Genomic DNA, 22,842 nt, shown 5'->3' with positions numbered 1-22,842 from the left:
GCTAACCGTCCGCGGCCGTGCGTCCCATCACCTCGTCAAAATGCTTCTTCACCCAGTCGTTGCAGGAGCAGGCTCTCGATTCGAGCGCCGGCGCATCCAGGATCAGGATGGCGCCACGGCGTGTCGCGAGGATCCGTCTGGCCTTGAACATCTGGATGACGCGGCTGGCATAGCTGCGGGAGACGCCGAGCATGCCGGCGAGCTGCTCGTGGGTGAGGGGGACCTCGGGGCCGCCGACATGCTCCTGCGCGGAGATGATCCACTTGGCGGCGCGCTGCTCGATCGAATGTGCGGCGTTGCAGGCCGCGGTCTGGAGCAGCTGTGCGAGCCGGCAGTCGGCGTAGCGCGAGAAGACCTGCTGGAGCGTGACCGACCTCTGCTGGGCCTGCTCGAGCCCCCGTAGCGGCAGCCGCATCAGGGTGCCGCCCAGCTTCACGACGATGCGCGAATAGGCCAGCGAGGCGCTGCGGCCGGCGGCAATGCCCACCGCGCCCTCGCGCCCGACGAGCAGGCTTTCGACCTCGCGATCGTCCTCGACCGGCACGGCGAACGACACGAGCGTGGAGCGGCAGGGAAAATGCACCGCCGCGACCTCGTCGCCGGCGTGATACAGGATGTGGCCCGCCTCGAGTTCGAGCGGCTGGAGATGCGGCGCGAGCAGTTCGAAATCGGAGTGGCTGAGCTGCTGGAGAAGATCGTTCTGGGGCCGACCGGTCACATGTCTTGCTCTGGCCGGGAATCGGCACCGGCCAGAACCCTACGTTTCCGTGACGGAGCCGACGGTTCCAAAGTGCACACAAGGCGTTTCTCAGCCGTTGAAAAAGTGGCCTCCGGCTTGCGGAATTCCGGAAAGTTTTGCCGAGGCGCATGGCCCGCGAGGCAAATGGCGCAGCCGAAACGAGCGGCCTTCAACCTTACGAGCTCTGTGCAGGAGTGCACACAGCAGGGGCGCGGACCGGCGTAGCATCCTCGTCGCGGAGCGCCGCAGCCCGTGCACTCTGCCCGACGGACCGCCGGCCCATATCTCAAATGCCGCCGGGCCGGCGAGCGCGAGGGCGGCCAGGATGTTCATCACCCGAAGTTCATTACCCGAAGCGTGCTTCGCAATCGTGCGCGGGCCGGCTTTTCTCCGCGTGGGCGCGATAGGCATCGATCGCCCTGTTGGCGAGCATCAGTTGCCGGCGTTCACCGGTCCTGAGCTGGGCCTCAATGGCGTCGAGCAGGACGTTCGCCGTCTCGTCCGGAGAGCCGAGCTCTCCGCTCTGCTCCAGGAAGCTCCAGGCGATGAAGAATGCGTTCTCGACGGTGCAGCGAATGGACATGGCTGCCAACGCGGCGCGGCCGTTGCCGTTCCGCGCGACAGACGAATGCCGTGAATTAGCGCGCGTGCCCGCGTTACTTCAGCGAGCTGCTGATCGATGTGAACTTCTTGTTCAGCGTCGCGCCGAGATTGTTGACGACGGCGATGATCGCGAGCGCGATGCCTGCGGCGATCAGGCCGTACTCGATCGCTGTGGCGCCGGACTCGTCGGCGAGGAAGCGGCGAATGGTCTGCATGGTCTTGTCGGGATTCCAAAAAGAGAACCGGCGAGGACCATAATCCGCACAGAGCGGGTTCCCCAATTTGGAACACCGGCTTGCGTCAATTTCGCGTTAATCGCAGCCGGCGGAGAGATACCGAGCCCGCCGCCTCGTTCTGCTCGCGCATTCTAGTTCTTGAGCACGATGCGGCCGACGACCTTGCCGGCGCGAAGCTCGTCGATCCATGTCTGGACGTCGCCCATCGGCTCCTCGCGCATCGGCGTCGGCTTGATCTTGCCGGCTCGGGCGAGCGCCATCAGCTCGTGAGCCTCGGTGAGCGTGCCGACCATGAAGCCCTCGATGGTCATGCGCTTGTAGACCCATTGCACCATCGGCAACGTGAACTGGCCGCCCATCAGGCCGGAGACCACGATCTTGCCGCCGCGCGCGGCGACAGCGACCGCGAAAGCCATGGACTTCTCGTTGCCCGCGAAATCGACGATCTCGTCGAAGCCGCCATCAGTTTCCTTGAGGATGCGCTTGATCACGTCGGGCTCGGCCGGATCGTAGGCCACAGCCGCGCCGTTCTTGAGCGCGGTCTCGCGCGCCGCACCGCTGAGATCGGCGACCGTGATCGGCTGCTTGAACATGGCCGCCGCGAAGGAGAGGCCCATCATGCCAACGCCGCCGAGACCGATCAGCAGGAGGTTGCGCTGGCGCGGCCGGTCGACCAGGCGCTTGAGCGCGCCATAGGCGGTGACGCCGGAGCACATCAGCGTCGCGGCCTGGTTGACGGGCAGGGGATCGTAGTCGAGCAGATATTTCGCGTCGGGCACCAGCACGTGGGTGGCGAAGCCGCCGTCGATGGAGACGCCGAGAAAGCGCTGCCTGGCGCAGAGGTTCTCATCGCCATTGGCGCAGTCGCGACACTGGCCGCAACCGATCCACGGAAACACCGCCTTCTTGCTGCCGACGAGACCGGCGAACACGTCGGGGCCGACTTCGTCGACCACGCCTGCGATCTCGTGGCCGAGCGTGAAGGGCAGCGTCATGCCGCGCGTAGTATCGAGCTTCTTGCCGCCGCCGAGATCGGCGTAGCCGTCCTGGATGTGCAGATCGGAGTGGCAGAGGCCGCAGCGCTCGATCCGCACCAGCACCTCGCGTCCTTGCGGCTTCGGCGTGTCGACGATGGTCTCGCACAGCGGCGCATCGAACTTGACGAGGGACTGCCGACGCATCAACGCCATATTTCTTCCTCCGAAATTATCTCTCTGTTTCGCTGCGTATATTGGCCAATTCACGGGCCATGGCAACAAAGCCGGAAATCGGAACGGTCTCGGCGCGCCGCGTCGCATCGACGCCCGCAGCTGCGGCGAGCCGCGCGGGATCGGCGCCCAGCGACTTCAGGCTTTGCCGCAGCATCTTCCGGCGCTGGCCGAAGGCGGCGGCGGCGACCTGTTCGAGCAGCTTGCGATCGCAGGCGAGAGGGTTTTCGCGCGGGATCAGTCGCACAACGGAAGACGTAACCTTCGGCGGCGGCACGAAGGCGGACGGCGCGATGTCGAACAGGATCTTGGTCTCGCAGCGCCAGTTGGCGAGCACGCCGAGCCGGCCGAAGGCCTCCTCGTCCTCGCGCGCCACGATGCGCTCGCCGACCTCGCGCTGGAACATCAGGACCATCATGTCGTACCAGGGCGGCCAGGGTTCGGTGGTGAGCCAGCCGACAAGGAGGTGGGTCGCGATATTGTAGGGCAGGTTGGCGACGATTTTTGCTCGTTCGCCCGACAGCAGCGGGCGCGGGTCGAAGGTCATGGCGTCGCCATGCACGATCTCGAGACGGCCGGGATAGCGCGCGGAAATATCCTGCAAGGCGGGGATGGCGCGCTCGTCATGCTCGATGGCGATGACGCGTCTGGCGCCGAGCGCGAGCAAGGCGCGCGTCAACCCGCCCGGACCGGGGCCGATCTCGATGATGGTGGAGTCCTCGAGCGGAGCCGCCGCACGCGCGATGCGCGCCGTGAGATTGAGGTCGAGGAGGAAGTTCTGGCCGAGCGATTTGCGGGCCGACAAAGCGTGCTGGCGAATGACCTCGCGAAGCGGCGGGAGGTCGTCGATCGCACTCATCGGGTTTTCGTAGCCGCCATCCGGCTCGCAAGCTTCAACGCGGCGATCAGGCTCGCCGGATTGGCCTTGCCGGTGCCGGCGATGTCGAAGGCGGTGCCGTGGTCGGGCGAGGTGCGGATGAAGGGCAGCCCGAGCGTGACGTTGACCGCGTCGTCGAAGGCCACCGTCTTGATCGGGATCAGCGCCTGGTCGTGGTACATGCAGACGGCGCAGTCATAGCTGTTTCGCGCGGCTTTGTGGAACATTGTGTCGGCGGGGAGCGGTCCCTTCGCCTCGATGCCGTCGTTGCGCAACGTCTTGATCGCCGGCGCGATCACGGTCTGCTCCTCGTGGCCGAGCGAGCCGTCCTCGCCCGCATGCGGATTGAGGCCGGAAATCGCGATGCGCGGATTGGCGATGCCGAGGCGGGATTGGAGTTCGGTCGCCACGATGCGCACGGTCGAGACGATCAGCTCGCTGGTGAGCTGGGCCAGCGCATCGCGCAAGGAGACATGGATGGTCACGGGCACCACGGCGAGCCGCGGCGACCACAGCATCATCACCGGCTGCGGCACGCGGCCGTCCTCCGCGGCGAGCTCGGCGAGGAATTCGGTATGGCCGGGATGGCGGAAGCCGGCGCGATAGAGCACGCTCTTGGCGATCGGATTAGTGACGACGGCGCCGGCGCGGCCCTCGCGGACATCAGTGACCGCCTGGCGGATCGAGGCGAGGGCGGCCGGCGCGCTCGATGCGTCGGGCTTGCCGGGCTCGGCGCTCGCGGGCTCGCCGGTCGCAACCACGGGCAGAGCCTCGGGGAAGGCGGCCTCGGCCTCGCCGGCGCTCACGGAGGCGATCGTGACGTCGGCGCCGAGCGCCTTGACGCGGCGGGCGATCAGCGCCTCATCGCCGAGCAGATAGAAGGCGGGCAGGTCCAGTTCGCGGCGCTTCAGCCAGGCTGCGATGGTGATGTCGGGGCCGATGCCGGCAGGCTCTCCCAGCGTCAGGGCGAGGGGCTTGGCAGGCTGCTGGGCCATCAGCGGTTGCGATACTCGATCATCGCCGCCTTGCGGAGCTCCTCGAGATAGGTCTTCTGGGTCTTCTCGTACTTCTCCTGATACATCTTCTCGCGGACCTCGCGCTTCTTCGGCGTGTCGATCATGGTCGGCTTGCGCGAACACAGCACCACCATCTCGATGCCGGCCTTGGTCATCTCGGGCGCGGTCAGGTGGCCGATCGGCGTGTCGTCGAGGACCTTGCGCAGCGCCTCGGGCAATTCCGCGGTGGTCTTGGTGACGGTGTCGCGTATGGTGGCGTTCGGCGTCGAGCGGAACAACGAATTGGCTTCTTCGCAGCTTCCGACACGCGCGCGATATTGCTCGGCTTCCTTATGCCGCGTCTCCAGGAACGCCTGCGACGAGCCGCGCGGCACGATCAGCACGATCGGCTGCATCTTGTATTCGGTGCCCTCGATCTGCAGCTTGTCGCCGGTCTGGGCCTGCACGGCCTGCGCGACGTCCTTCTCACCGACCAACAGCTTCTCCTTGAAGCGGCCGCGCACAAGGCTGGTCCAGACCATCTCGGCCTTCATGCGGCTCTTCAGGGTTTCGGGGCGGACGCCCTTGACCTCGAGCGACTTGGTGAGCTGGTCCGGCGAGATGCGCATGCGCTGCGCCATGCCCTCGTAGGACTGGTTGATGTCGGAGACGCCGGGGTCGACACCGTATTTCTTGCCTTCCTTCATCTTCACCCGGTCGTCGATCAGCTCGTTGATGACCTCCTGACGGGCCGGTGTCTTCTGCGTCGTCAGCTGGTCGAGCTTGGAGCGCTGCTCGATGTCGAAGTCGGTGATGGGATCGCCGTTGACCATCACGACGATGTTCTGCGCACGCGACGGCGTGCCGACCAGGAGCAGGGCGGTGAGGACGAGGAAGAGGCGGAAGACAGGCAATGGGATCGTCATATTTGTCGCTCGCATGTCAGCCGCGGTGAACCTGCGATCGGGAACACGCGGCCGGCACTTTCAAACCGTTCACTGGAGTCCGCCGCCGGAACTGCTGGTGGTCGCTGTGTTCGCCAGCGTGCGCAGGCCGATCTGGAACATGATCGCATGATTCAGCACGGGCGGCGCCGAGCCTGCGGAATAGCTATACCCAGTTACATAGTTCAAGCCGAGCACAAAACAATCGTCGACGTAGCCGGCACCGAGCACATACTGGTTGATCTTGTTGGCCTCCAGGTCCCAGCGCGCCGAGCCCGTGACCACCCAATTGGCCGCGACCTTGATCGAGCCCGACGTCAGGATGCCCTCGCGGCGGGTCAGATAGCCGAGTTCCGGCTGCGCCGCGTAATTGCCGTACAGCATGCTGACGGACCAGCGGTTGAAGTTGGCGCGGCCTTCCGCCTCGAAGCGCTGGATATTCCAGGTCTGCTCGTCCATGCGCGAGCGAACGCTGAACGTATAGGTGCTGTTGGGCGAATAGGCGGCGCTCGCCACATAGTCGGAGCGCGGCCTTTGCAGGCCGGAATCCACGCCGGTGTTGATGGAGTCCTGGACCGCGAAGGAGTTCATGCCGAACAGCTGGTAGGACTGGCCGAACAGCACCTTGACGGCGCCACCCTTGTCGAACTGTGTGGTGGACTGCACGCCGACATTGGCGCGGCCGCCGCCCTCGACGCGGTCGTAGCCGGAGAACTTGTCGACGCTGAACAGGTTCGAGGCGTCGAACACCATGCTCTGGGCGTCCTCGTTCGGGAGCTTGCCGGCATAGGTCTCGTTCGGCCGAATGATGATCTGCGCGATCGGCTCGATGGTGGTCGAACCCCAGGGCTGAACGTTGATGAAGGGGTAGCGGTATTCGAGGCCCACGGTCGGCATCAGGCGGAACGCCTGGGTGTCGCCGACAGGAAGATAGTTCGACACGCCCGGCTGGTTGGAGACCGAGGAGTTGATCGCATCGGCGCGGAGAATGGCGAACGGGGTCCAGATTTCACCGAACGGATCGGTGAAGGACTTGCGCCACTGCGCTTCGGCCGTCAGGCGGGTGTAGGTGCCCGGGAAGCCGCGCAGCAGGCACTGCGACGGCGTGCGCGCGAGCGGATCGGCCGACGCCGTCGTGCACAGGCTATTGGTGTTGGCGAGCGTCGTGATCGGGTCGAACACCGCGGTGTCACGCGACAGGTTCACGAAATTGGTCTTGTAGCTGAACTCGCCGCCGAAGACCGGATAGTTCAGCACGTTCGAATAGTCGATCACGGGGTAGACAACCGGCACCTGGCTCTGGTTGCCCGAGTAACTCAGCCAGTACATCGTGCGCGCGTCGAAGAAGCTGCGATTGCCGACACCGGTCAGGTAAAGTTGCGAGAGTGCATCCGTCGGCAGATACAGGAACGAGCCCAGCGGATCGCGATATTGCGACAACCGATAGTCCGAGAAGAAATAGTAGTCGGACATCAGGACGCCGTCCCAACCCCAGACCCATTTGTCGTTCAGCGCGAACTGACCCTTGGTGTCGACGGCGCCGCGGAACTGCTTGTCGCCAGGCTGGCCGGCGAGCGCGCTCCGATCGAGCTGGTCGATGCCGTAGACGCGGATCTGATAGGCGCCGTCCATCAGGCGCTGGCGGAATTCGGCCTGGAACAGCACGCCCTGCTTGGACGTGATGCGCGGGTTGAAGGTCGCGTCCATGTCGGGCGCGATCGCCCAGTAGAACGGAACCTCGACGCCGTAGCCGAACGGCGTATTCGACGTGAAGCCCGGCATCAGGAAGCCGGTCTTGCGCTTCACCGTCGGGTCGGGCGTCGAGAAATAGGGCATATAGGCGATCGGCACGCCGAAGAACTCGAGCTGCGCTGTCTCGAAATACAGCATCTTCTCCTGCTGGTCGTGGATGATGCGCGCACCCTTGACCTGCCATAGCGGCGGCTTCTTCGGATCGTCCTTGCACGGCGCGCAGGCCGTGTAGACGCCGTTCTCGAACACCGTGTAGTTGCCGCTGGAGCGATCGGAGCGGCTCGCCGCCATGCGGGTCTGGTCGGCCGTGTCGACGCGCAGCGAATCGACGAAACCGTCACGGTAGTCGTCGGAAAGGTCCAGGATCTCCGCATAGGTGATCTTGCCGTCGGCATCCGTCATGCGGATGTTGCCTTCGGCATGGAGCCGCTTGGTCTTCTGGTCGTAGATGACCTTGTCGGCTTCGACGCTGGTGCCGTTGTAGAACAGCTGGACGTTACCGACCGCGGAGACGCGCGAATTGTTGTAGTCGTAGTCGACCTCGGTCGCCTGAACCAGCATCTGGTTGTCGTTGACGGCCTTCGGTGGCTTCGCACGCGGCGGCAACGGATTGTAGGTGAAGCTCTGGGCGGAGGCCGGCGCCACGGCGGCGACGTCCATCAGGCCGCCGAGCGATGCCACGGCGGCGACAGCAAGCAGGAACCTGCGAACGGACAAGCCACACCCGTTCGCGCGCACCAATGTGCGCCGCGTCAAACGAGACACGGGCCCTCGGTGGACGGCCGTCACTATCCGTCCTCCTGATACAGCAAGGCCAAAAAGCCGGTGAGGCCGCCCACCACCACGGGCAACCACGCCGCAGCGATCGGATGCATCAACTCAGCCTTGCTCAAATCTTCAGTCACTTTCGACAGAACGTAGAGCAGAAAGCCTGCGCCCACGCCACTCAAAACCATCTTCTGCACGCCGCCCATCCGGAAGAATCGCAACGACACGGAGGCCGCGAGCATCACCATGGCCGCAAGCAAAAACGGCTGTGCCAGAAGCTTCTGATACTGGAGTCGGTATCCGGCTGTCGCGAAGCCCGAGCTTTCGGACGAGCGGATGTAGCTCGGTAGTTGCCAAAAGGACACAGTCTCGGGTGTGGAAAAACTGTTGCGGACCTGCGCCTCGGTCAGCGTCGTCGGAATCTCCAGGCTGGCCTGATCGACCGGCGGCGAATCCAGCGAGAAGCGGCGAACGCCCTTGAACAGCCAACGGCCGGCCTCGAGCGTCGCCTCGCGCGCCTCGACTCGTTCCTTGAAGTGCTGCTCTGTGTCAAACCGGAACAGCGTGAGCCCCGTGAGCCGGACGCCCTGCTGTTCGCTCCGCGCCGCGTTGATGATGGTCTGGCCGTCATTGGTGACCTGATTGAGCCAGAAGCCGGAGGCGTCCTGAATTCCGCCGCCGGGCGCCGAGCCGAACAGCTCGGCTTCCATGCGCTTGGACAGCTCGCGCAGATTGGCCGACATCGGATTGTAGGCGACGGTGGCGATCACGCCGATCAGCAGCGCGCTGCCCAGCGCCGGCGAGATGAATTGCCATGCGGAGACGCCGGCGGCGCGCGCGACCACGAGTTCGAGCCGGCGGGAGAGGGCGAGATAGCAGGTCATGGCGCCGATCAGCATGCAGAACGGCGTCAGCTTCTCCAGGAGCTGCGGCACCCGGAACAGCGAGGTCTCGGCCACCATGACCGCGGAGGCGGATGCGAGCCCTGAGGTCTTGCGCACCATCTCGATGTAATCGACCAGCACCAGCAGCAGGAAAATGCTGGCGAACACGCCGAGCGCCGCGACCACGAAACGGCCGGCGAAATAGCGCCCGAGTGTGTTGGTGAGCATGCTCATGCGGTGGCCGGCCGTCCGAACAGCCGCGCGATGCGTGCGTTCGACCTGTTGATGGCCTCCATGAGGCGCGGCGGCGGTTCGACCACGAGGCCGCCAATGATGATCGCCAGCCCGATGCCGATGGCACCAATGACCATCGCATATTGGACCAGCACCGCGCCCGGCGATTTCACCGCCATCACCGAGCAGGCAAAGCCGGCCATGCGCAGGCCGAACACGGCGAGAATCGATGAGCCGATCGAGAAGTTGCGGCTCTGGCGCGTGGTGCGAGGCGCCCCCAGAAACGCGAAGGTCAGCACGGCAAAGGCGAAGGGATAGATCGGCGCCAGCAGGCTGTCATGCAGGGCCGAGCGGAACTGGCCGGGAATCTGCTTGTAGACGGGATCGTCCTCGGACGGCGAGAGCAGCTCCCAGAGATAACGCTCGCGGATTCCGAGGGTGACGTCGCGGCCCTGGCCCGAGAACTTCGACATGTCGAAGCCGTAGCGGCCGAACGCCACCAGCGCGGGATCGCGCTTGCCAGCCTCGAAGCGCTGGAGATTGCCGGTCTCCAGCACCAGGAACGATCCGTTGTCGTTCTTCACGACTTCGCCATGCTCGGCGACGATCGAGACCCGCTCGTTCGGATCGCGGCGGTCGTCGATGAAGATGCCGGCGAGGATGCCGCCGGGCTGGCGTTCGCGAATCCGGATCGTCAGGTTCTTGTCGAGCTGGGCGAAGCGGCCGGGCTGCAGGATGTTGGTGAGCACGTCGGCGGTGATCTCCGCGTCCCACTGCTTGATCCGCCGCATGCCGTCTGGAGCGAGATAGGCCGCGATGAAGGCGACCAGCAGCGCCACGACGCAGGTGGCGTAGAAGAACGGATAGAACAGCCGGAACGGCGAGAAGCCGGCGGCATTCATCACGATGATCTCGGAGTCGGTCGCGAGCTTGTTCAGCGTATGCGAGATCGCGATCATCAGCGCGATCGGCGAGATGATCAGGACCAGCGCGGGCACGACGAGGCTGGTGATGCCGAGGAAGGTCAGGATGGTCTGACCCTGGCTCGTCATCAGGTCGATGCCGCGCAACGCCTGCGTAATCCAGATCACGCCCGTGAGGCTGACCAGGACCAGCGCAAACGACGCGAGCGTCGTGCGGAAGATATACCTATCGATTGACCCCATGCGCTACCGCACGAATCCCACCAAGTCCCCAATGCCGGCCGGAATTCCGGCTGTCCAACCAATCCCCGCAAGGGGACCCCCAAGGTCGGCCAACCATCTCATCCGCCGGCTTACTCTCTCAGTACCATCCCTTTGATCCGTCAACAAAATGGCTGCCCCGTGGCACCCTCAATATATGGTTAATATTTCTCTCGTTGTGGCCCCTCGGCCACGGGGGTGCTTGGCATCTGCCGGGCCGGTGGCCCATAGTGCGGCACGCTCAGTGAATCGCCGTTCAGCTCCGGCCGGTGGCCGGGGCCGCCGATCGGTAAAAAGCCCTGTCTTTTTGAGGAGTTACTCATGTCCGATGCCATCAAGGTCGGCTTCGTTCCCTTGTCTGCCGCCGTCCGTGGCATCATGGTCGTGTTCTGCGACGACGCTCTGAAGCTCGGCCCGGCGACCGCCAAGGCGCTCGGTGGGGCCACCGAACTCGTGAAGCGGGCGGCCACCGCCGCCGCCTTCAAGGGCAAGAGCCGCGCTGCGCTCGACATCCTTGCGCCGGAGGGCGTGAAGGCCACCCGCCTGATCGTGATCGGCGCCGGCAAGGCGGCCGGCCTGAAGGCTAACGACTTCCTCAAATTCGGCGGCGTGGCGGCGAGCAAGCTTCCGGCCGGCGCGGCGGCCATGACCATCATGGCGGAACTGCCCAATGGCGCCATGACCAGCGAGCAGGCGGTCGCGATCGCCTCGGGCCTGCGGCTGCGCACCTACAAGTTCGACCGCTACAAGACCAAGAAGAAGGACGGCGAGGAGGGCGGCTCGCGCGCCGACGTCTCGTTTGCTGTCGGCGATGTCGTGGCCGCGAAGAAGGCGTTTGCATCGGCCGCTGCGATCGTCGACGGCGTGATCATTGCGCGCGACCTCGTCAACGAGCCGCCGAACGTGCTTTTTCCCGAGGAGTTCGCGCGCCGCGCAGGCCTGCTCCGCAAACTCGGCGTCAAGATCGAGGTGCTCGACGTCAAGGCGATGGACAAGCTCGGCATGGGCGCGCTGCTAGGCGTCGGCCAGGGCTCGGCGCGGCCGAGCCGCACCGTGATCATGCGTTGGGACGGCGGCAAGAAAGGTGAGGCGCCGGTTGCCTTCGTCGGCAAGGGCGTCTGCTTCGACACCGGCGGCATTTCGATCAAGCCGGCCGGCAGCATGGAGGACATGAAGGGCGACATGGGAGGCGCGGCCTGCGTCGTCGGCCTGATGCATGCGCTCGCAGCACGCAAGGCCAAGGTCAACGCCGTCGGTGCCATCGGCCTCGTCGAGAACATGCCGGACGGCAACGCGCAGCGCCCCGGCGACATCGTCACCTCGATGTCGGGCCAGACCATCGAGATCATCAACACCGACGCGGAAGGCCGCCTGGTGCTTGCCGATGTGCTCTGGTACGTCGCCAAGAAGGCCAAGCCGAAATTCATGGTGGATCTGGCGACGTTGACCGGCGCCATCGTGGTCGCGCTCGGCACCGAGCATGCCGGCATGTTCTCAAACAATGACGAACTTGCCGAGCGGTTGCTGGCGGCCGGCATCGAAAGCGGCGAGAAGGTCTGGCGCCTGCCGCTTGGCCCTGAATACGACAAGCTGATCGATTCCCAGTTCGCCGACATGAAGAACACCGGCGGCCGCCATGGCGGCTCGATCACCGCGGCGCAGTTCCTCCAGCGCTTCGTGGACGGCACGCCCTGGGCGCATCTCGACATCGCCGGCACCGCCATGGGGGCGCCGAAGACCGACATCAACCAGAGCTGGGGAAGCGGCTATGGCGTTCGCTTGCTCGACCGTCTGGTCGCCGACCATTACGAACGCAAATGACCCGAGATGACTGAAGTCCTGTTCTACCATCTGCAAAACATGACGGTGGAGAACGTGTTGCCGCCGCTTCTCGAGAAATCGCTCGAGCGCGGCTGGCGCGTCGTGGTGCAGTCGACTTCGCCGGAGCGCGCCGATGCGCTCGACGCCCATTTGTGGACCTATCGCGACGATTCCTTCCTGCCCCACGCGACATGGCGGGTGAGCGACGCCGCCGATCAGCCGATCGTGCTTGCGGTCGAGGAGGACAATCCGAACGGTGCCAATGTCCGCTTCCTCGTCGACAACGCTGCGCTGCCGCAGGACGCCCAGGGCTATGAGCGCATGGTGCTGCTGTTCGACGGGGACGATCCGGACGCGCTTGCGTTTGCCCGGAGCGCCTGGACGGATTGCAAGGCGCGGGGATTTGATGTCACCTATTGGCAGGCCGACGAGCGGGGCCGATGGCAGAAGCGGAGTTAGCGGTCGCTCGCAATTAATGATAATTTGCACTTTTCGGGGGATGATGGCTTTTGTCACCTTCGTGCCGCAAAGTGGTGTTGGTACAATTGCTTAGGGCCGATCCTTCACTCGGGGAATTTAGTTTATCGTGCGACATCAAAAGCTTCCCAGCTCGCTCATAGTTGCGTTGGCGGCCGTAGCCCCGCTGGTCGCGGGCTGTTCGGGCGGGACCGATCTGTTGTCCAGGGATGCCCAGTGGTTCAACACGCCCAGCCGCCTGTTCATCAAAAGCATCTCGATCGAGTCGCCGCCGCTGACCCCCGACAAGCCGGTTGGGGCCGAGGATCTGGTCAGTGCCGACGGGGCTTGTGCTGGTATGGCGCCGCCGCCTGGGCCGGCTGATGCGAATGCGTCGACGACCGCGCCGGCTCCCATGGGCGGCACCGTCGCGCTCGGCCACACCGAATGCGATGTGGTGCGCGGCATCGGCGCGCCCTCGAGCGTCAACCTCTCCGGTGATGCCGCCGGCAGGCGCGTTGCGGTCGTGACCTGGACGACCGGTCCGCGCGCCGGCATCTACACCTTCACGGCCGGTCGCCTGTCCTCGATCGAGGGCACGCCGGAAGCTCCGGTCATGCCGAAGGCGACCAAGCCGAAGCCGAAGAAGAAGTCGGCGGCGTAACGGGTTGGCCTTTTGCCCTGATGCTGGTTGCAGCTGTCGCTGCAATCGGCCGCGTATGCTTGCCCCCAACCTCAAGCGATTTTGCATCCATTGATTGCGATGGGCGGGCGTGAACCGTGATCTCTCCGTTCGCGCTCGCCGGCGATCTTGTTCGCGAGTTTCGACATCGCGGATGCCGACCTTCGCCAAAGCGCCTTCATTGCCTCGAGCCGCGTTCTTCCGCGCGCGTTGAAAATCACGGGGGCGTTACGCGTGATCCGTGATCACGCGATTCGTGATGAGAGAGCCTTCGCATCCGCTTTCGAAAACTGCCCCGAAGCAAAACTGGAGGAAATCTCCAGAATAATCACGCGCGTCTCAAGCAACGGTTCAAGAATGTCATGTGCGCGAATGCTACGCACCGAGGGGAGGGGCTAGGTCGGAAGGATCATTTGGATGTCCATTACCTCTGTGTTTTCCCCGGTTACGGGGCAGCTCACCATTTTCGGCGACAGCGCGAATAACGGCCTCGTGATAAGTCGCGACAAGTCCGGCCGCATCCTGGTCAATAACGGGCACGTGAAAACGGTTGGTGGCGAACCCACCGTCGACAACACCACCGCGATCGACATCTTCGGTCAAGGCGGTGACGACACGATCAGCGTCGACGAATGCCACGGCCCGATGCCGGCGGTGCACATCTTCGGTGGCGACGGCAATGACAGGATCACGGGCGGCTCGGGAGCCGACCTCCTGTTTGGTCAGGCCGGCAACGATTTGATCAAGGGCGGCGGCGGCAATGATCTGCTGTTCGGCGGAGCGGGTAACGACATCCTCGACGGCGGCAGCGGCGACAACCAGCTGTTCGGCGAGGCCGGCGACGATGTCATGATTTGGAATCCCGGCGGCGGCACCAACCTGTTCGAGGGTGGTGAGGGCAACGATACGGCTCAGGTCAACGGAAGCAACGCCGCCGAGACGTTCACGATCACGGCGAACGGCACCCGTGTGCGGCTCGACGGGACGGGCGCGGCGCCGTTCTCGCTGGACATCGGCACGACGGAAAATCTGGTCGTGCACGGTGGCGGCGGCGACGATGTCATCACCGCGGGCAACGGGCTCGGCACCCTGATCTCGCTGACGCTCGATGGCGGCGCCGGCAACGACAGGATCATCGGCGGCGACGGCAACGACCTCATCATCGGCGGCAGCGGGGACGACATCGTCAATGGCGGACGCGGCAACGACGTCGCCCAGCTCGGGAGTGGCGACGACACTTTCATCTGGAATCCCGGTGACGGCAGCGACACGGTCGAAGGCGGATCGGGCAGCGACAAGCTGCTTTTCAATGGCGCCAACATCAACGAGACCATCGACATCTCGGCCAATGGCGGCCGGGTGCGCTTTACCCGCGATGTCGCCAACATCACGATGGATCTCAACAGCGTAGAGCAGATCGAATTCGATGCGCGGGGCGGGGCGGATAACATCAACGTCGGCGACCTCACCGGGACCGGCGTCAAGCAGGTGCTGGTCGATCTCGGAGCCGTTCCGGGAGGGACGCAAGGCGACGGCGCAGCTGATACGGTGACCGTCAACGGCAGCAACGGCAATCAGCACATCGAGGTCACAGCCACGGGCACAACGGTAACGGTCACGGGGCTGCAAGAAATCGTGACGATCGCAAATGCAGAGGGCGGCAACGACCGGCTGGTCGTGCAGGCGCTCGGCGGCAACGACGTGATCGATGCATCTATGCTCGGCGCGGCGATCGGGCTGACCATCGACGGCGGTGCGGGCAACGACACCATCACCGGCAGCCAGGGCGCCGATACCCTGATCGGCGGCGACGGCAACGACAAGGTCATCGGCGGCCGCGGCAATGACGTCGCGCTTCTCGGCGCAGGCGACGACATCTTCACGTGGAATCCTGGTGACGGCAGCGACACTGTCGAAGGCGGCACGGGAACCGATACGCTGGTGTTCAACGGCGCCAATGTGGCCGAGAACATGTCGATCTCGGCGAACGGAAGCCGTGCGCTACTCACCCGTGACGTCGGTGCTATCGTCATGGACCTCGCTGGCGTCGAGCACGTGCAGATCGCCGCAGCAGGCGGCGCCGACAACATCACCGTCAACGATCTGACCGGAACAGGAATCGCGCAGGTTGCCGTCGATCTCAGTGCCGGCCCCGGCAGCCAGAGCGGCGATGGAGCGGCGGACCGCGTGACCGTGAACGGCACGACCGGTGACGACAACATATCGGTCGTGACCTCCGGCGGATCGATCGTGGTCAACGGCCTTGCTGCGCAGGTGACGATTGCGCACGCGGACGCCGGTGATGTGCTCGGCATCAACGGCGGACAAGGCAATGACGTCATCAATGCGTCTTCCATCAAGGCGGGACAGTCGTTCAGCCTGAACATCAACGGCGGCGACGGCAACGACACCATCACCGGCAGTGCCGGCAATGACATTGTGAACGGCGGACGCGGCAACGATTTCGCCAATCTCGGTGCGGGCGACGACACTTTCGTCTGGAATCCCGGCGACGGCAGCGACACCGTCGAAGGCGGCAAGGGCACCGACACGCTGGCATTCAACGGCGCCAATATCAGCGAGACCATCAACATCTCGGCCAATGGCGGCCGGGTGCTGTTCACGCGGGATGTTGCCGCCATTGCGATGGACCTGAACGGGGTCGAACATGTCGACTTCAATGCCCTCGGCGGTGCCGACAACATTACGGTCGGCGACCTCTCCGGCACCGGCGTGAGTCAGGTCGACCTCGATCTCGGCGCCAATGACGGCGCCGCGGATACCGTGACCATCAACGCAACCGGCGGCAACGACGTCATCACGGTGACCGAGCACGACGGCATCATCACGGTGTCGGGGCTTGGCCAGGACATCAACATCACCGATGCCGGCGCGGGCGACAGGATCGTCATCAACGGTCTCGATGGCGACGACGTCATCACGGCTTCCGGCTTGCACGGCGGCATCCAGCTCGTTGCCAATGGCGGCAACGGCGACGACGTGCTGATCGGTAGTCCCGGAAACGACACGCTGGCGGGCGGTGCCGGTGATGACGTGCTGATCGGCGGCGGCGGCCTCGACATCCTGGACGGCGGCACCGGCAACAACGTCGTCATCCAGGGCGGAGCGTTCGCGGCCGCGATGCTGCTCAACCAGGCCATGGCGGCGAGCTTCGTCCCGGCAGGTGAGGGCAACGGCGAGATGCCGCTGCCCGATCCGCACGCGGCGCAGAGTCAGGTGCTCGCACCGCCGCAGCACGCCTGACAATAAGGCCTGATGGGATGAGCCTCACTAGCGCCCCGACGGAGGTGCGTTCCCTCCCCCCTTGTGGGGGAGGGTTAGGGAGAGGGGTAGCCCAGGAAAAGGTGCCGATGGTTGAAGATGGGGTGATAGCGACCGAACGACGGAAACAATCCCCGTGGGGCACCCCCCTCCCTGTCCCTCCCCCGCAAGGGGGGAGGGAACGGATGGAGCGCTGTTGCTGGCCAAGCTCGATTCGACTTCACGCCATTGCGTTCTCGCTGCATCGGACCGGAGAACGCTCATGACGACGAACGCGGTCTCCACCGATACGGGGCTCGATGCGTTGCTGACGCTGCTGCATCTGCAGGGTGTTGCGGCCGATCGCGAGCAGCTCAGGCACCGGCTGGGCGCGGCAAGCTTCGGCGCAGCGGATATCGTCCGCTGCGCCAGGTCTCTCGGGCTTAAAGCGCGAACCTATCGAACGCAGTGGAGCCGTCTGTCAGACACCCCGCTGCCTGCGATCGCGATGCTGCGGGACGGCGGCTTCATGGTCATCGCAAAGGCCTCCGCCGACAAGGTGCTGGTGCAGTCCCCGGAGGCACAGCGCCCGGTGCTGATGGATCGCGACGAGCTGTGCGCGATCTGGGACGGCGGCTTGATCCTGATGGTCCGGCGCGCCGGCCTGTCCGACCTCGGTCGGCACTTCGATATCACCTGGTTCATCGGCGCGATCGGCAAATACCGGCGGCTGCTGAGCGAGGTGCTGGCGGCTTCGTTCTTCCTCCAGCTTTTTGCGCTGGTCTCGCCGCTGTTCTTCCAGGTCGTGATCGACAAGGTTCTGGTGCACCGCTCACTGTCCACGCTCGACATCCTCGTCATCGGCCTCGTCGTCGTCTCCCTGTTCGACACCGTGCTCGGGATCCTGCGCAATTACCTGTTTGCGCACACGACCAACCGGATCGACGTCGAGCTCGGGGCACGCCTGTTCCACCATCTTCTGGCGCTGCCGATGGCGTGGTTTCAGGCCAGGCGCGTCGGCGATTCCGTGGCGCGGGTTCGTGAGCTCGAGAACATCCGCAATTTCATCACCAGCTCGTCGCTGACGCTTCTCATCGACCTGGTCTTCACCTCGGTGTTCCTCGCGGTGATGTTCGCCTATTCGGCGCAGATGAGCTTCATCGTGCTGGCGTCGTTCCCGTTCTACATCGCGATCTCGGCCGTGGCGACGCCGCTGTTTCGCCGCAGGCTGGACGAGAAATTCCGCCGCGGCGCGGAGAACCAGGCCTTCCTGGTCGAGAGCGTCAGCGGCATCGAAACGCTGAAGGCGATGGCGGTCGAGCCGCAGATGCAGCGCCGCTGGGAAGAGCAGCTCGCCGGCTATGTCTCGGCGAGCTTCGGTGTCACCAGCCTCGGCAACACGGCAAGCCAGCTGGTGCAGCTCGTCAGCAAGGTCGTCACCGCCGCCATTCTCTATGTCGGCGCCAGACTGGTGATCGGTGACGCCTTGACCGTCGGCGAGCTCGTGGCCTTCAACATCTTCGCGGGGCGGGTGTCGGCCCCGGTGCTGCGGCTCGCGCAGGTCTGGCAGGATTTTCATCAGGCGCGACTGTCGATCGCGCGGCTCGGCGACATCCTCAACAGCGCGGCGGAGCCGGCTTACTCCGCCGCCCGCGCGGGGCTGCCGCCGATCCGGGGCAACATCCGCTTCGAGCACGTCTCTTTCCGCTACCGGCTCGATGGGCCGGAGATCCTGCACGATGTCTCATTTGACATTCCAGCCGGACAAACCGTCGGCATCGTCGGATCGTCCGGCTCGGGCAAAAGCACCTTCGCCAAGCTGGTGCAGCGGCTCTACGTTCCGCAAGGCGGCCGCGTGCTGGTCGACGGAATGGATCTGATGACGACCGACCCGGCGGGGCTCCGTCGGCAGATCGGAATCGTGCTCCAGGACAACATGCTGTTCAACCGGTCGGTGCGCGACAACATTGCGCTGGCTGATCCGAGCCTGCCCATAGACCGCATCATAGACGCGGCGAAGCTGGCGGGCGCGAATGATTTCATTCTGGAGCTCCCCGAGGGCTACGATACGGTGGTCGGCGAGCGCGGCTCGACGCTCTCGGGCGGGCAGCGCCAGCGCATTGCGATCGCCCGCGCGCTGGTGGGCAATCCCCGGATCCTGATCTTCGACGAAGCCACCAGTGCGCTCGACTATGAGAGCGAGCGGATCATCCATGACAACATGAAGGAGATCGCGAAAGGCCGCACGGTCCTGATCATCGCGCACCGTCTGTCCACCGTCCGCGGCGCCGATCGCATCTTCACCCTGGAACGCGGCCGTCTGGTCGAGGACGGCACGCATGATGCGCTGATCAAGACCGGCGGCCGCTACGCCGCCCTGCATCGTCTCCAGGGAGGCATTTATGAGGTCGGCTAGCACTGTGCCGGCCCCGCGGCCGGAGCAGACCGTGATCCCGTTCCGGAATGGAAAGGGCCGGCGCGCCGAGGAAGTCGCCTTCCTGCCGGCGGCGCTGGAAATCACGGAAACCCCGCCGTCGCCGATCGGCCGCGCCATCGCAATGGCCCTGATGCTTCTCGTCTGCGCGGCGCTGGCCTGGTCGGCTTGGGGCACGATCGACATCGTGGCGTCCGCAACCGGCAAGGTCGTGTCGAGCGGGCGAAGCAAGGTGGTCCAGCCGTTCGAGACCGGCGTGGTGCGCGCCATTCACGTGCAGGACGGGCAATCGGTCAAATCGGGCGACCTGCTGATCGAGCTCGATCCGACCGTGAACGCCGCGGAGCGCGATCGTCTGCACGACGATCTCATGGCCGAGCGGCTCAACGTCGCGCGCCTCCGCGCCGCATTGACGGGCGGCGAAGGGGCGTCCGCCGATCTCGTCGTACCAGAGGACGCCGATCCCATGCTGGTCGCGACGCAACGGCAGCTTCTCGCCAATCAGGTCAGCGAGAACAGGGCCAAGCTCGCGGCGCTGGCGCGTCAGGAAGCGCAAAAGGAGGCCGAACATCAGACGATTGCGGCGACGATTCACAAGCTTGATGCGTTGCTGCCGGTCACCCAGCAGCGTGTCGAGATTCGCAAGACGCTGATGGAGAAGGAGATCGGCTCGAAGCTGACCTACTATGAGACCCTCCAGCTCCAGATCGAGCAACAAGAGGAGCTTCGCGTCCAGAGCAGCCGCTTGAAGGAGGCCGATTCGGCCGTCGCCGCGATCCGGGAGACCCGCATTCAGGCCTTGGCCGAGTACAGGAAAAGTCTCTCCGACGAGCTTGCCAAGAGCGAACAGAAAGCCAATGGCGTCGCACGCGATCTGATCAAGGCGCAGCAGAGGACGAGGCTTCAGCAACTGACGTCGCCGGTCGACGGCGTCGTGCAGCAGCTCGCGGTCCACACTGTGGGCGGCGTGGTCACGCCCGCACAGTCGCTGCTGGTGATCGTGCCGACCGATACGCGGCTCGAGATCGAGGCGATGATCTCCAACCGCGATATCGGATTTGTCGAGGTCGGGCAGGGCGCCGCCATCAAGATCGACACTTTCAATTTCACCCGCTACGGGCTTCTCGCAGGCCGGGTCCTGAGCGTCTCGCAGGACGCCATCATTCGCGACCGGCCTCAGGAGCGCGGGAGCGACCGTGCGCTTGGGACGCAACGCGACAGCAGCGAGCCCAGCGGGCAGGAGTTGAGCTACAGCGCCCGCATCTCGCTCGATCGCAGCCAGATGCAGGTGGACGACCGCCTCGTCAACCTGTCGCCGGGAATGGCGGTGACCGTCGAGATCAGGACCGGTTCGCGCACCATCCTGAGCTACCTGCTATCGCCGCTGCAGCGCTACCGGCACGAGATCATGCGGGAGCGCTAGTTCCCGCATAATGCCGACGAAGCTTCGCCATGCGGGCCGGCTCGGTCGGTGCGGCAAAGAACAGGTTATTCAACGACTAATTACCGGGTAGCAAAATACCGGTACTGTGCATGGGGTTGTTTTTCGGATTTTAATGTCGGCCCTTATAGGGGCGTCAACCCGCCGCCTCGTCGAACTGCGTGCTCGCCTCGAGCCACTGCTCCTCGGCGCGCGCCAGCGCGTCGGCCGCATTGGCGCGCGCTTTCGACAGTTGCGCGGCCTGCTTGGGGTCGCGGCTGAAGATGTCGGGCAGGGCCAGCGCCGTGTCGATTTTGCTGATGATCTCGCTGACGCGGGCGATCTCGGTTTCGGCTTCCGCGATGCGTTTTTTCAGCGAGCCGCGATTGTCCGATCTCGGACGCTGCGGCTTCTCGCTCGCCGCGTTGCGCTCGCGCGGGACGGGCTCGCCATTGCGCGCGGACAGCACCAGACGGCGATATTCGTCGAGGTCGCCGTCGTAATTGGTCACGGTGCGGTCGGCGACGATCCAGAGTTGATCGGCGCAGGACTCGATCAGATAGCGGTCGTGTGAGACCATGATGACCGCGCCGGGGAATTCGTTGATGGCTTCTGCGAGCGCGGCGCGGCTGTCGATGTCGAGATGGTTGGTCGGCTCGTCCAGGATGATCATGTTGGGGCCGAAGAAGGTCGCAAGTCCCAGCAGGAGCCGCGCCTTCTCGCCACCCGACAATTTTCCGACCTTGGTGTGGGCCGCCTTGCCGGAAAAGCCGATGGCGCCGGCGCGGGCGCGTACTTTCGCTTCGGGCGCCTCGCCCATCAGCTTGCGGACGTGGTCGTAGGTCGAGGCATCCTCGTTCAATTCGTCGAGCTGGTGCTGGGCGAAATAGGCAATCGAGAGCTTGTCGGCGCGGGTCACCTTGCCCGAGAACGGCGCGAGGCGGCCCGCGAGCAGTTTCACCAGCGTCGACTTGCCGTTGCCGTTGGAACCAAGCAGCGCGATGCGGTCGTCATTGTCGACGCGCAAGGTGACGCGGTTCAGCACGGGCGTGTTCGGATCGTAGCCGACCACGACGTTGTCGGCCGCGATGATCGGGGGCGACAGGATTTTCTCCGGCGCGGCAAAGCTGATCTCGCGTACGTCCTGGGTGACCAGCGCCGTGATCGGCTTCAGCCGCTCCAGCATTTTCACGCGGGACTGCGCCTGGCGGGCTTTCGAGGCCTTGGCTTTGAAGCGGTCGACGAAAGCCTGCAAGCGGGCGCGTTCGGCCTCCTGGCGCTTGACCGCTTTGGCATCGAGCATCTCGCGCATGGCGCGTTGCTCCTCGAAGGAAGAGTAGGTGCCTTTGTAAAGCGTGAGCTTGCCGCGCTCCAGATGCAGGATCTGGTCGACCGAGCTTTCCAGCAGGTCGCGGTCATGGCTGATCACGATCACGGTGCGCGGATAATGCGCGAGGTGATCCTCGAGCCACAGCGTGCCTTCGAGGTCGAGATAGTTGGTGGGCTCGTCGAGCAGCAACAGGTCGGGAGCCGCGAACAGCGTTGCGGCAAGCGCAACGCGCATGCGCCAGCCGCCGGAGAATTCGGCGCAGGGGCGGAGCTGATCGGTGGCGGAGAATCCGAGGCCGGAGAGGATGGCGGCGGCACGGCTCGGTGCCGAATGCGCGTCGATGTCGACCAGCCGGGTCTGGATTTCGGCGATCCGGTGCGGGTCGGTCGCGCGCTCGGCCTCGGTGAGCAGCGCGTCGCGTTCGAGGTCGGCTTTGAGCACGACCGAAATCAGGCTCTCGGGGCCGTTCGGCGCTTCCTGCGCGAGGCTGCCGACGCGCCAGCGGGGCGGCAGGGTCACCGTGCCGTGCTCGGCGGCGAGCTCGCCGCGGATCACCTTGAACAGGGTCGATTTGCCGGTGCCGTTGCGACCGACCATGCCAACGCGGGATCCGGGCGTGATCTGCACGGAACTCTGGTCAATCAGAAGGCGTCCGGCGAGGCGGATCGAGAGATCGGTGATGGAGAGCATGCGGCCTTGTCACCGCACCCGCGATCAAACGCAACCCGTTTTTCCGTGTCTGCAAGCCGGTGCTCGTCGACTCAGTGCGATTCGCGCTCGCGCTGCTTCAGCTCATTGAGGAGTTGCTCGAGGTGCGTCGGCAGCCTGGCTTCGGGCCGCAGGCTCTGCTGGAGCCGTTCGCCCACCGCATCGCGGATCGAGCGGCTGGTGCGCCGGTCGATTTGTTCGCTGTCATCGGCGAAAAGGGCAGGCATCGCAGGGTTCCGTGTTCTCAAAGAAGCGACACGGTACCAAGTCCTTGGCCCCCAAATGGTTTCGCCACTCGCGGCGATT

Annotated in this window: 18 protein-coding genes; 6 read left to right on the top strand and 12 right to left on the bottom strand. The window is 64.9% G+C overall.

Annotation, left to right across the window (positions count from 1 at the left end; translation table 11 throughout):
* Position 1 precedes the first annotated feature (1 nt).
* The 10 genes from AC0L21_RS01295 to lptF all read right to left on the bottom strand — a co-directional run bounded on the left by AC0L21_RS01295 (position 2) and on the right by lptF (position 10,406).
* Complete coding sequence (locus AC0L21_RS01295) at positions 2–718, bottom strand: Crp/Fnr family transcriptional regulator (RefSeq protein ID WP_473257187.1); 717 nt, start codon at positions 716–718, stop codon at positions 2–4.
* A gap of 367 nt (positions 719–1,085) precedes the next feature.
* Entirely contained in the window at positions 1,086–1,322 is a 237-nt protein-coding gene (locus AC0L21_RS01290) for a hypothetical protein (RefSeq protein WP_007609339.1), read from the bottom strand.
* A 73-nt stretch (positions 1,323–1,395) separates the two neighbouring features.
* Positions 1,396–1,557, bottom strand: a complete 162-nt coding sequence (locus AC0L21_RS01285) for a Flp family type IVb pilin (protein ID WP_007609340.1) — start codon at positions 1,555–1,557, stop codon at positions 1,396–1,398.
* 152 nt (positions 1,558–1,709) lie between these two features.
* The gene (locus AC0L21_RS01280) at positions 1,710–2,768 is read right to left on the bottom strand and encodes an alcohol dehydrogenase (RefSeq protein ID WP_473257185.1); all 1,059 of its coding nucleotides are present in this window, start codon (positions 2,766–2,768) and stop codon (positions 1,710–1,712) included.
* Between the two features lie 16 nt (positions 2,769–2,784).
* Positions 2,785–3,645 carry a 16S rRNA (adenine(1518)-N(6)/adenine(1519)-N(6))-dimethyltransferase RsmA gene (gene rsmA, locus AC0L21_RS01275; protein ID WP_473257183.1) on the bottom strand — a complete coding sequence of 287 codons (861 nt, stop codon included), beginning with the start codon at positions 3,643–3,645 and terminating at the stop codon, positions 2,785–2,787.
* The gene (pdxA, locus tag AC0L21_RS01270) at positions 3,642–4,658 is read right to left on the bottom strand and encodes a 4-hydroxythreonine-4-phosphate dehydrogenase PdxA (RefSeq protein WP_473257181.1); all 1,017 of its coding nucleotides are present in this window, start codon (positions 4,656–4,658) and stop codon (positions 3,642–3,644) included. The genes rsmA and pdxA overlap by 4 nt, the downstream gene beginning before the upstream one ends.
* On the bottom strand, positions 4,658–5,584 hold the full coding sequence (locus AC0L21_RS01265; protein WP_473257179.1) for a peptidylprolyl isomerase: 927 nt from the start codon (positions 5,582–5,584) through the stop codon (positions 4,658–4,660). Before AC0L21_RS01265 ends, pdxA begins: the two co-directional genes overlap by 1 nt.
* Positions 5,585–5,653: 69 nt before the next feature.
* Complete coding sequence (locus AC0L21_RS01260) at positions 5,654–8,143, bottom strand: LPS-assembly protein LptD (RefSeq protein WP_473257176.1); 2,490 nt, start codon at positions 8,141–8,143, stop codon at positions 5,654–5,656.
* Positions 8,143–9,240 (bottom strand): LPS export ABC transporter permease LptG, encoded by a 1,098-nt coding sequence (lptG, locus tag AC0L21_RS01255; protein WP_027569681.1) that lies wholly within the window; start codon positions 9,238–9,240, stop codon positions 8,143–8,145. The genes AC0L21_RS01260 and lptG overlap by 1 nt, the downstream gene beginning before the upstream one ends.
* Positions 9,237–10,406 (bottom strand): LPS export ABC transporter permease LptF, encoded by a 1,170-nt coding sequence (gene lptF / locus AC0L21_RS01250; protein WP_007609351.1) that lies wholly within the window; start codon positions 10,404–10,406, stop codon positions 9,237–9,239. The genes lptG and lptF overlap by 4 nt, the downstream gene beginning before the upstream one ends.
* Before the next feature lie 339 nt (positions 10,407–10,745).
* Between lptF and AC0L21_RS01245 the strand changes: the two genes are divergently transcribed.
* From AC0L21_RS01245 to AC0L21_RS01220, 6 genes are all read left to right on the top strand, one after another.
* Positions 10,746–12,245, top strand: a complete 1,500-nt coding sequence (locus tag AC0L21_RS01245) for a leucyl aminopeptidase (RefSeq protein ID WP_473257173.1) — start codon at positions 10,746–10,748, stop codon at positions 12,243–12,245.
* A gap of 6 nt (positions 12,246–12,251) precedes the next feature.
* Complete coding sequence (locus tag AC0L21_RS01240) at positions 12,252–12,704, top strand: DNA polymerase III subunit chi (RefSeq protein WP_007609353.1); 453 nt, start codon at positions 12,252–12,254, stop codon at positions 12,702–12,704.
* Between the two features lie 166 nt (positions 12,705–12,870).
* Positions 12,871–13,365: a hypothetical protein gene (locus tag AC0L21_RS01235; RefSeq protein WP_473250758.1), complete on the top strand. Its 495-nt coding sequence runs from the start codon at positions 12,871–12,873 to the stop codon at positions 13,363–13,365.
* A 435-nt stretch (positions 13,366–13,800) separates the two neighbouring features.
* Positions 13,801–16,647 carry a beta strand repeat-containing protein gene (locus tag AC0L21_RS01230; RefSeq protein ID WP_473257170.1) on the top strand — a complete coding sequence of 949 codons (2,847 nt, stop codon included), beginning with the start codon at positions 13,801–13,803 and terminating at the stop codon, positions 16,645–16,647.
* A gap of 280 nt (positions 16,648–16,927) precedes the next feature.
* Positions 16,928–19,060 (top strand): type I secretion system permease/ATPase, encoded by a 2,133-nt coding sequence (locus AC0L21_RS01225; RefSeq protein ID WP_473257168.1) that lies wholly within the window; start codon positions 16,928–16,930, stop codon positions 19,058–19,060.
* Positions 19,047–20,501 carry an HlyD family type I secretion periplasmic adaptor subunit gene (locus tag AC0L21_RS01220; protein WP_473257166.1) on the top strand — a complete coding sequence of 485 codons (1,455 nt, stop codon included), beginning with the start codon at positions 19,047–19,049 and terminating at the stop codon, positions 20,499–20,501. Before AC0L21_RS01225 ends, AC0L21_RS01220 begins: the two co-directional genes overlap by 14 nt.
* A gap of 154 nt (positions 20,502–20,655) precedes the next feature.
* Here AC0L21_RS01220 and AC0L21_RS01215 read toward each other — a convergent pair whose 3' ends face one another.
* Together AC0L21_RS01215 and AC0L21_RS01210 are read right to left on the bottom strand one after the other, a co-directional pair.
* Positions 20,656–22,518 carry an ABC-F family ATP-binding cassette domain-containing protein gene (locus AC0L21_RS01215; RefSeq protein ID WP_473257164.1) on the bottom strand — a complete coding sequence of 621 codons (1,863 nt, stop codon included), beginning with the start codon at positions 22,516–22,518 and terminating at the stop codon, positions 20,656–20,658.
* Between the two features lie 71 nt (positions 22,519–22,589).
* A complete protein-coding gene (locus AC0L21_RS01210; protein WP_473257161.1) occupies positions 22,590–22,763 on the bottom strand; it encodes a hypothetical protein in 174 nt (57 codons plus the stop codon).
* Between the last annotated feature and the right edge of the window lie 79 nt (positions 22,764–22,842).

The organism is Bradyrhizobium sp. WSM4873, assembly GCF_055811355.1.
This window is presented reverse-complemented; position numbering and strand designations above follow the sequence as displayed.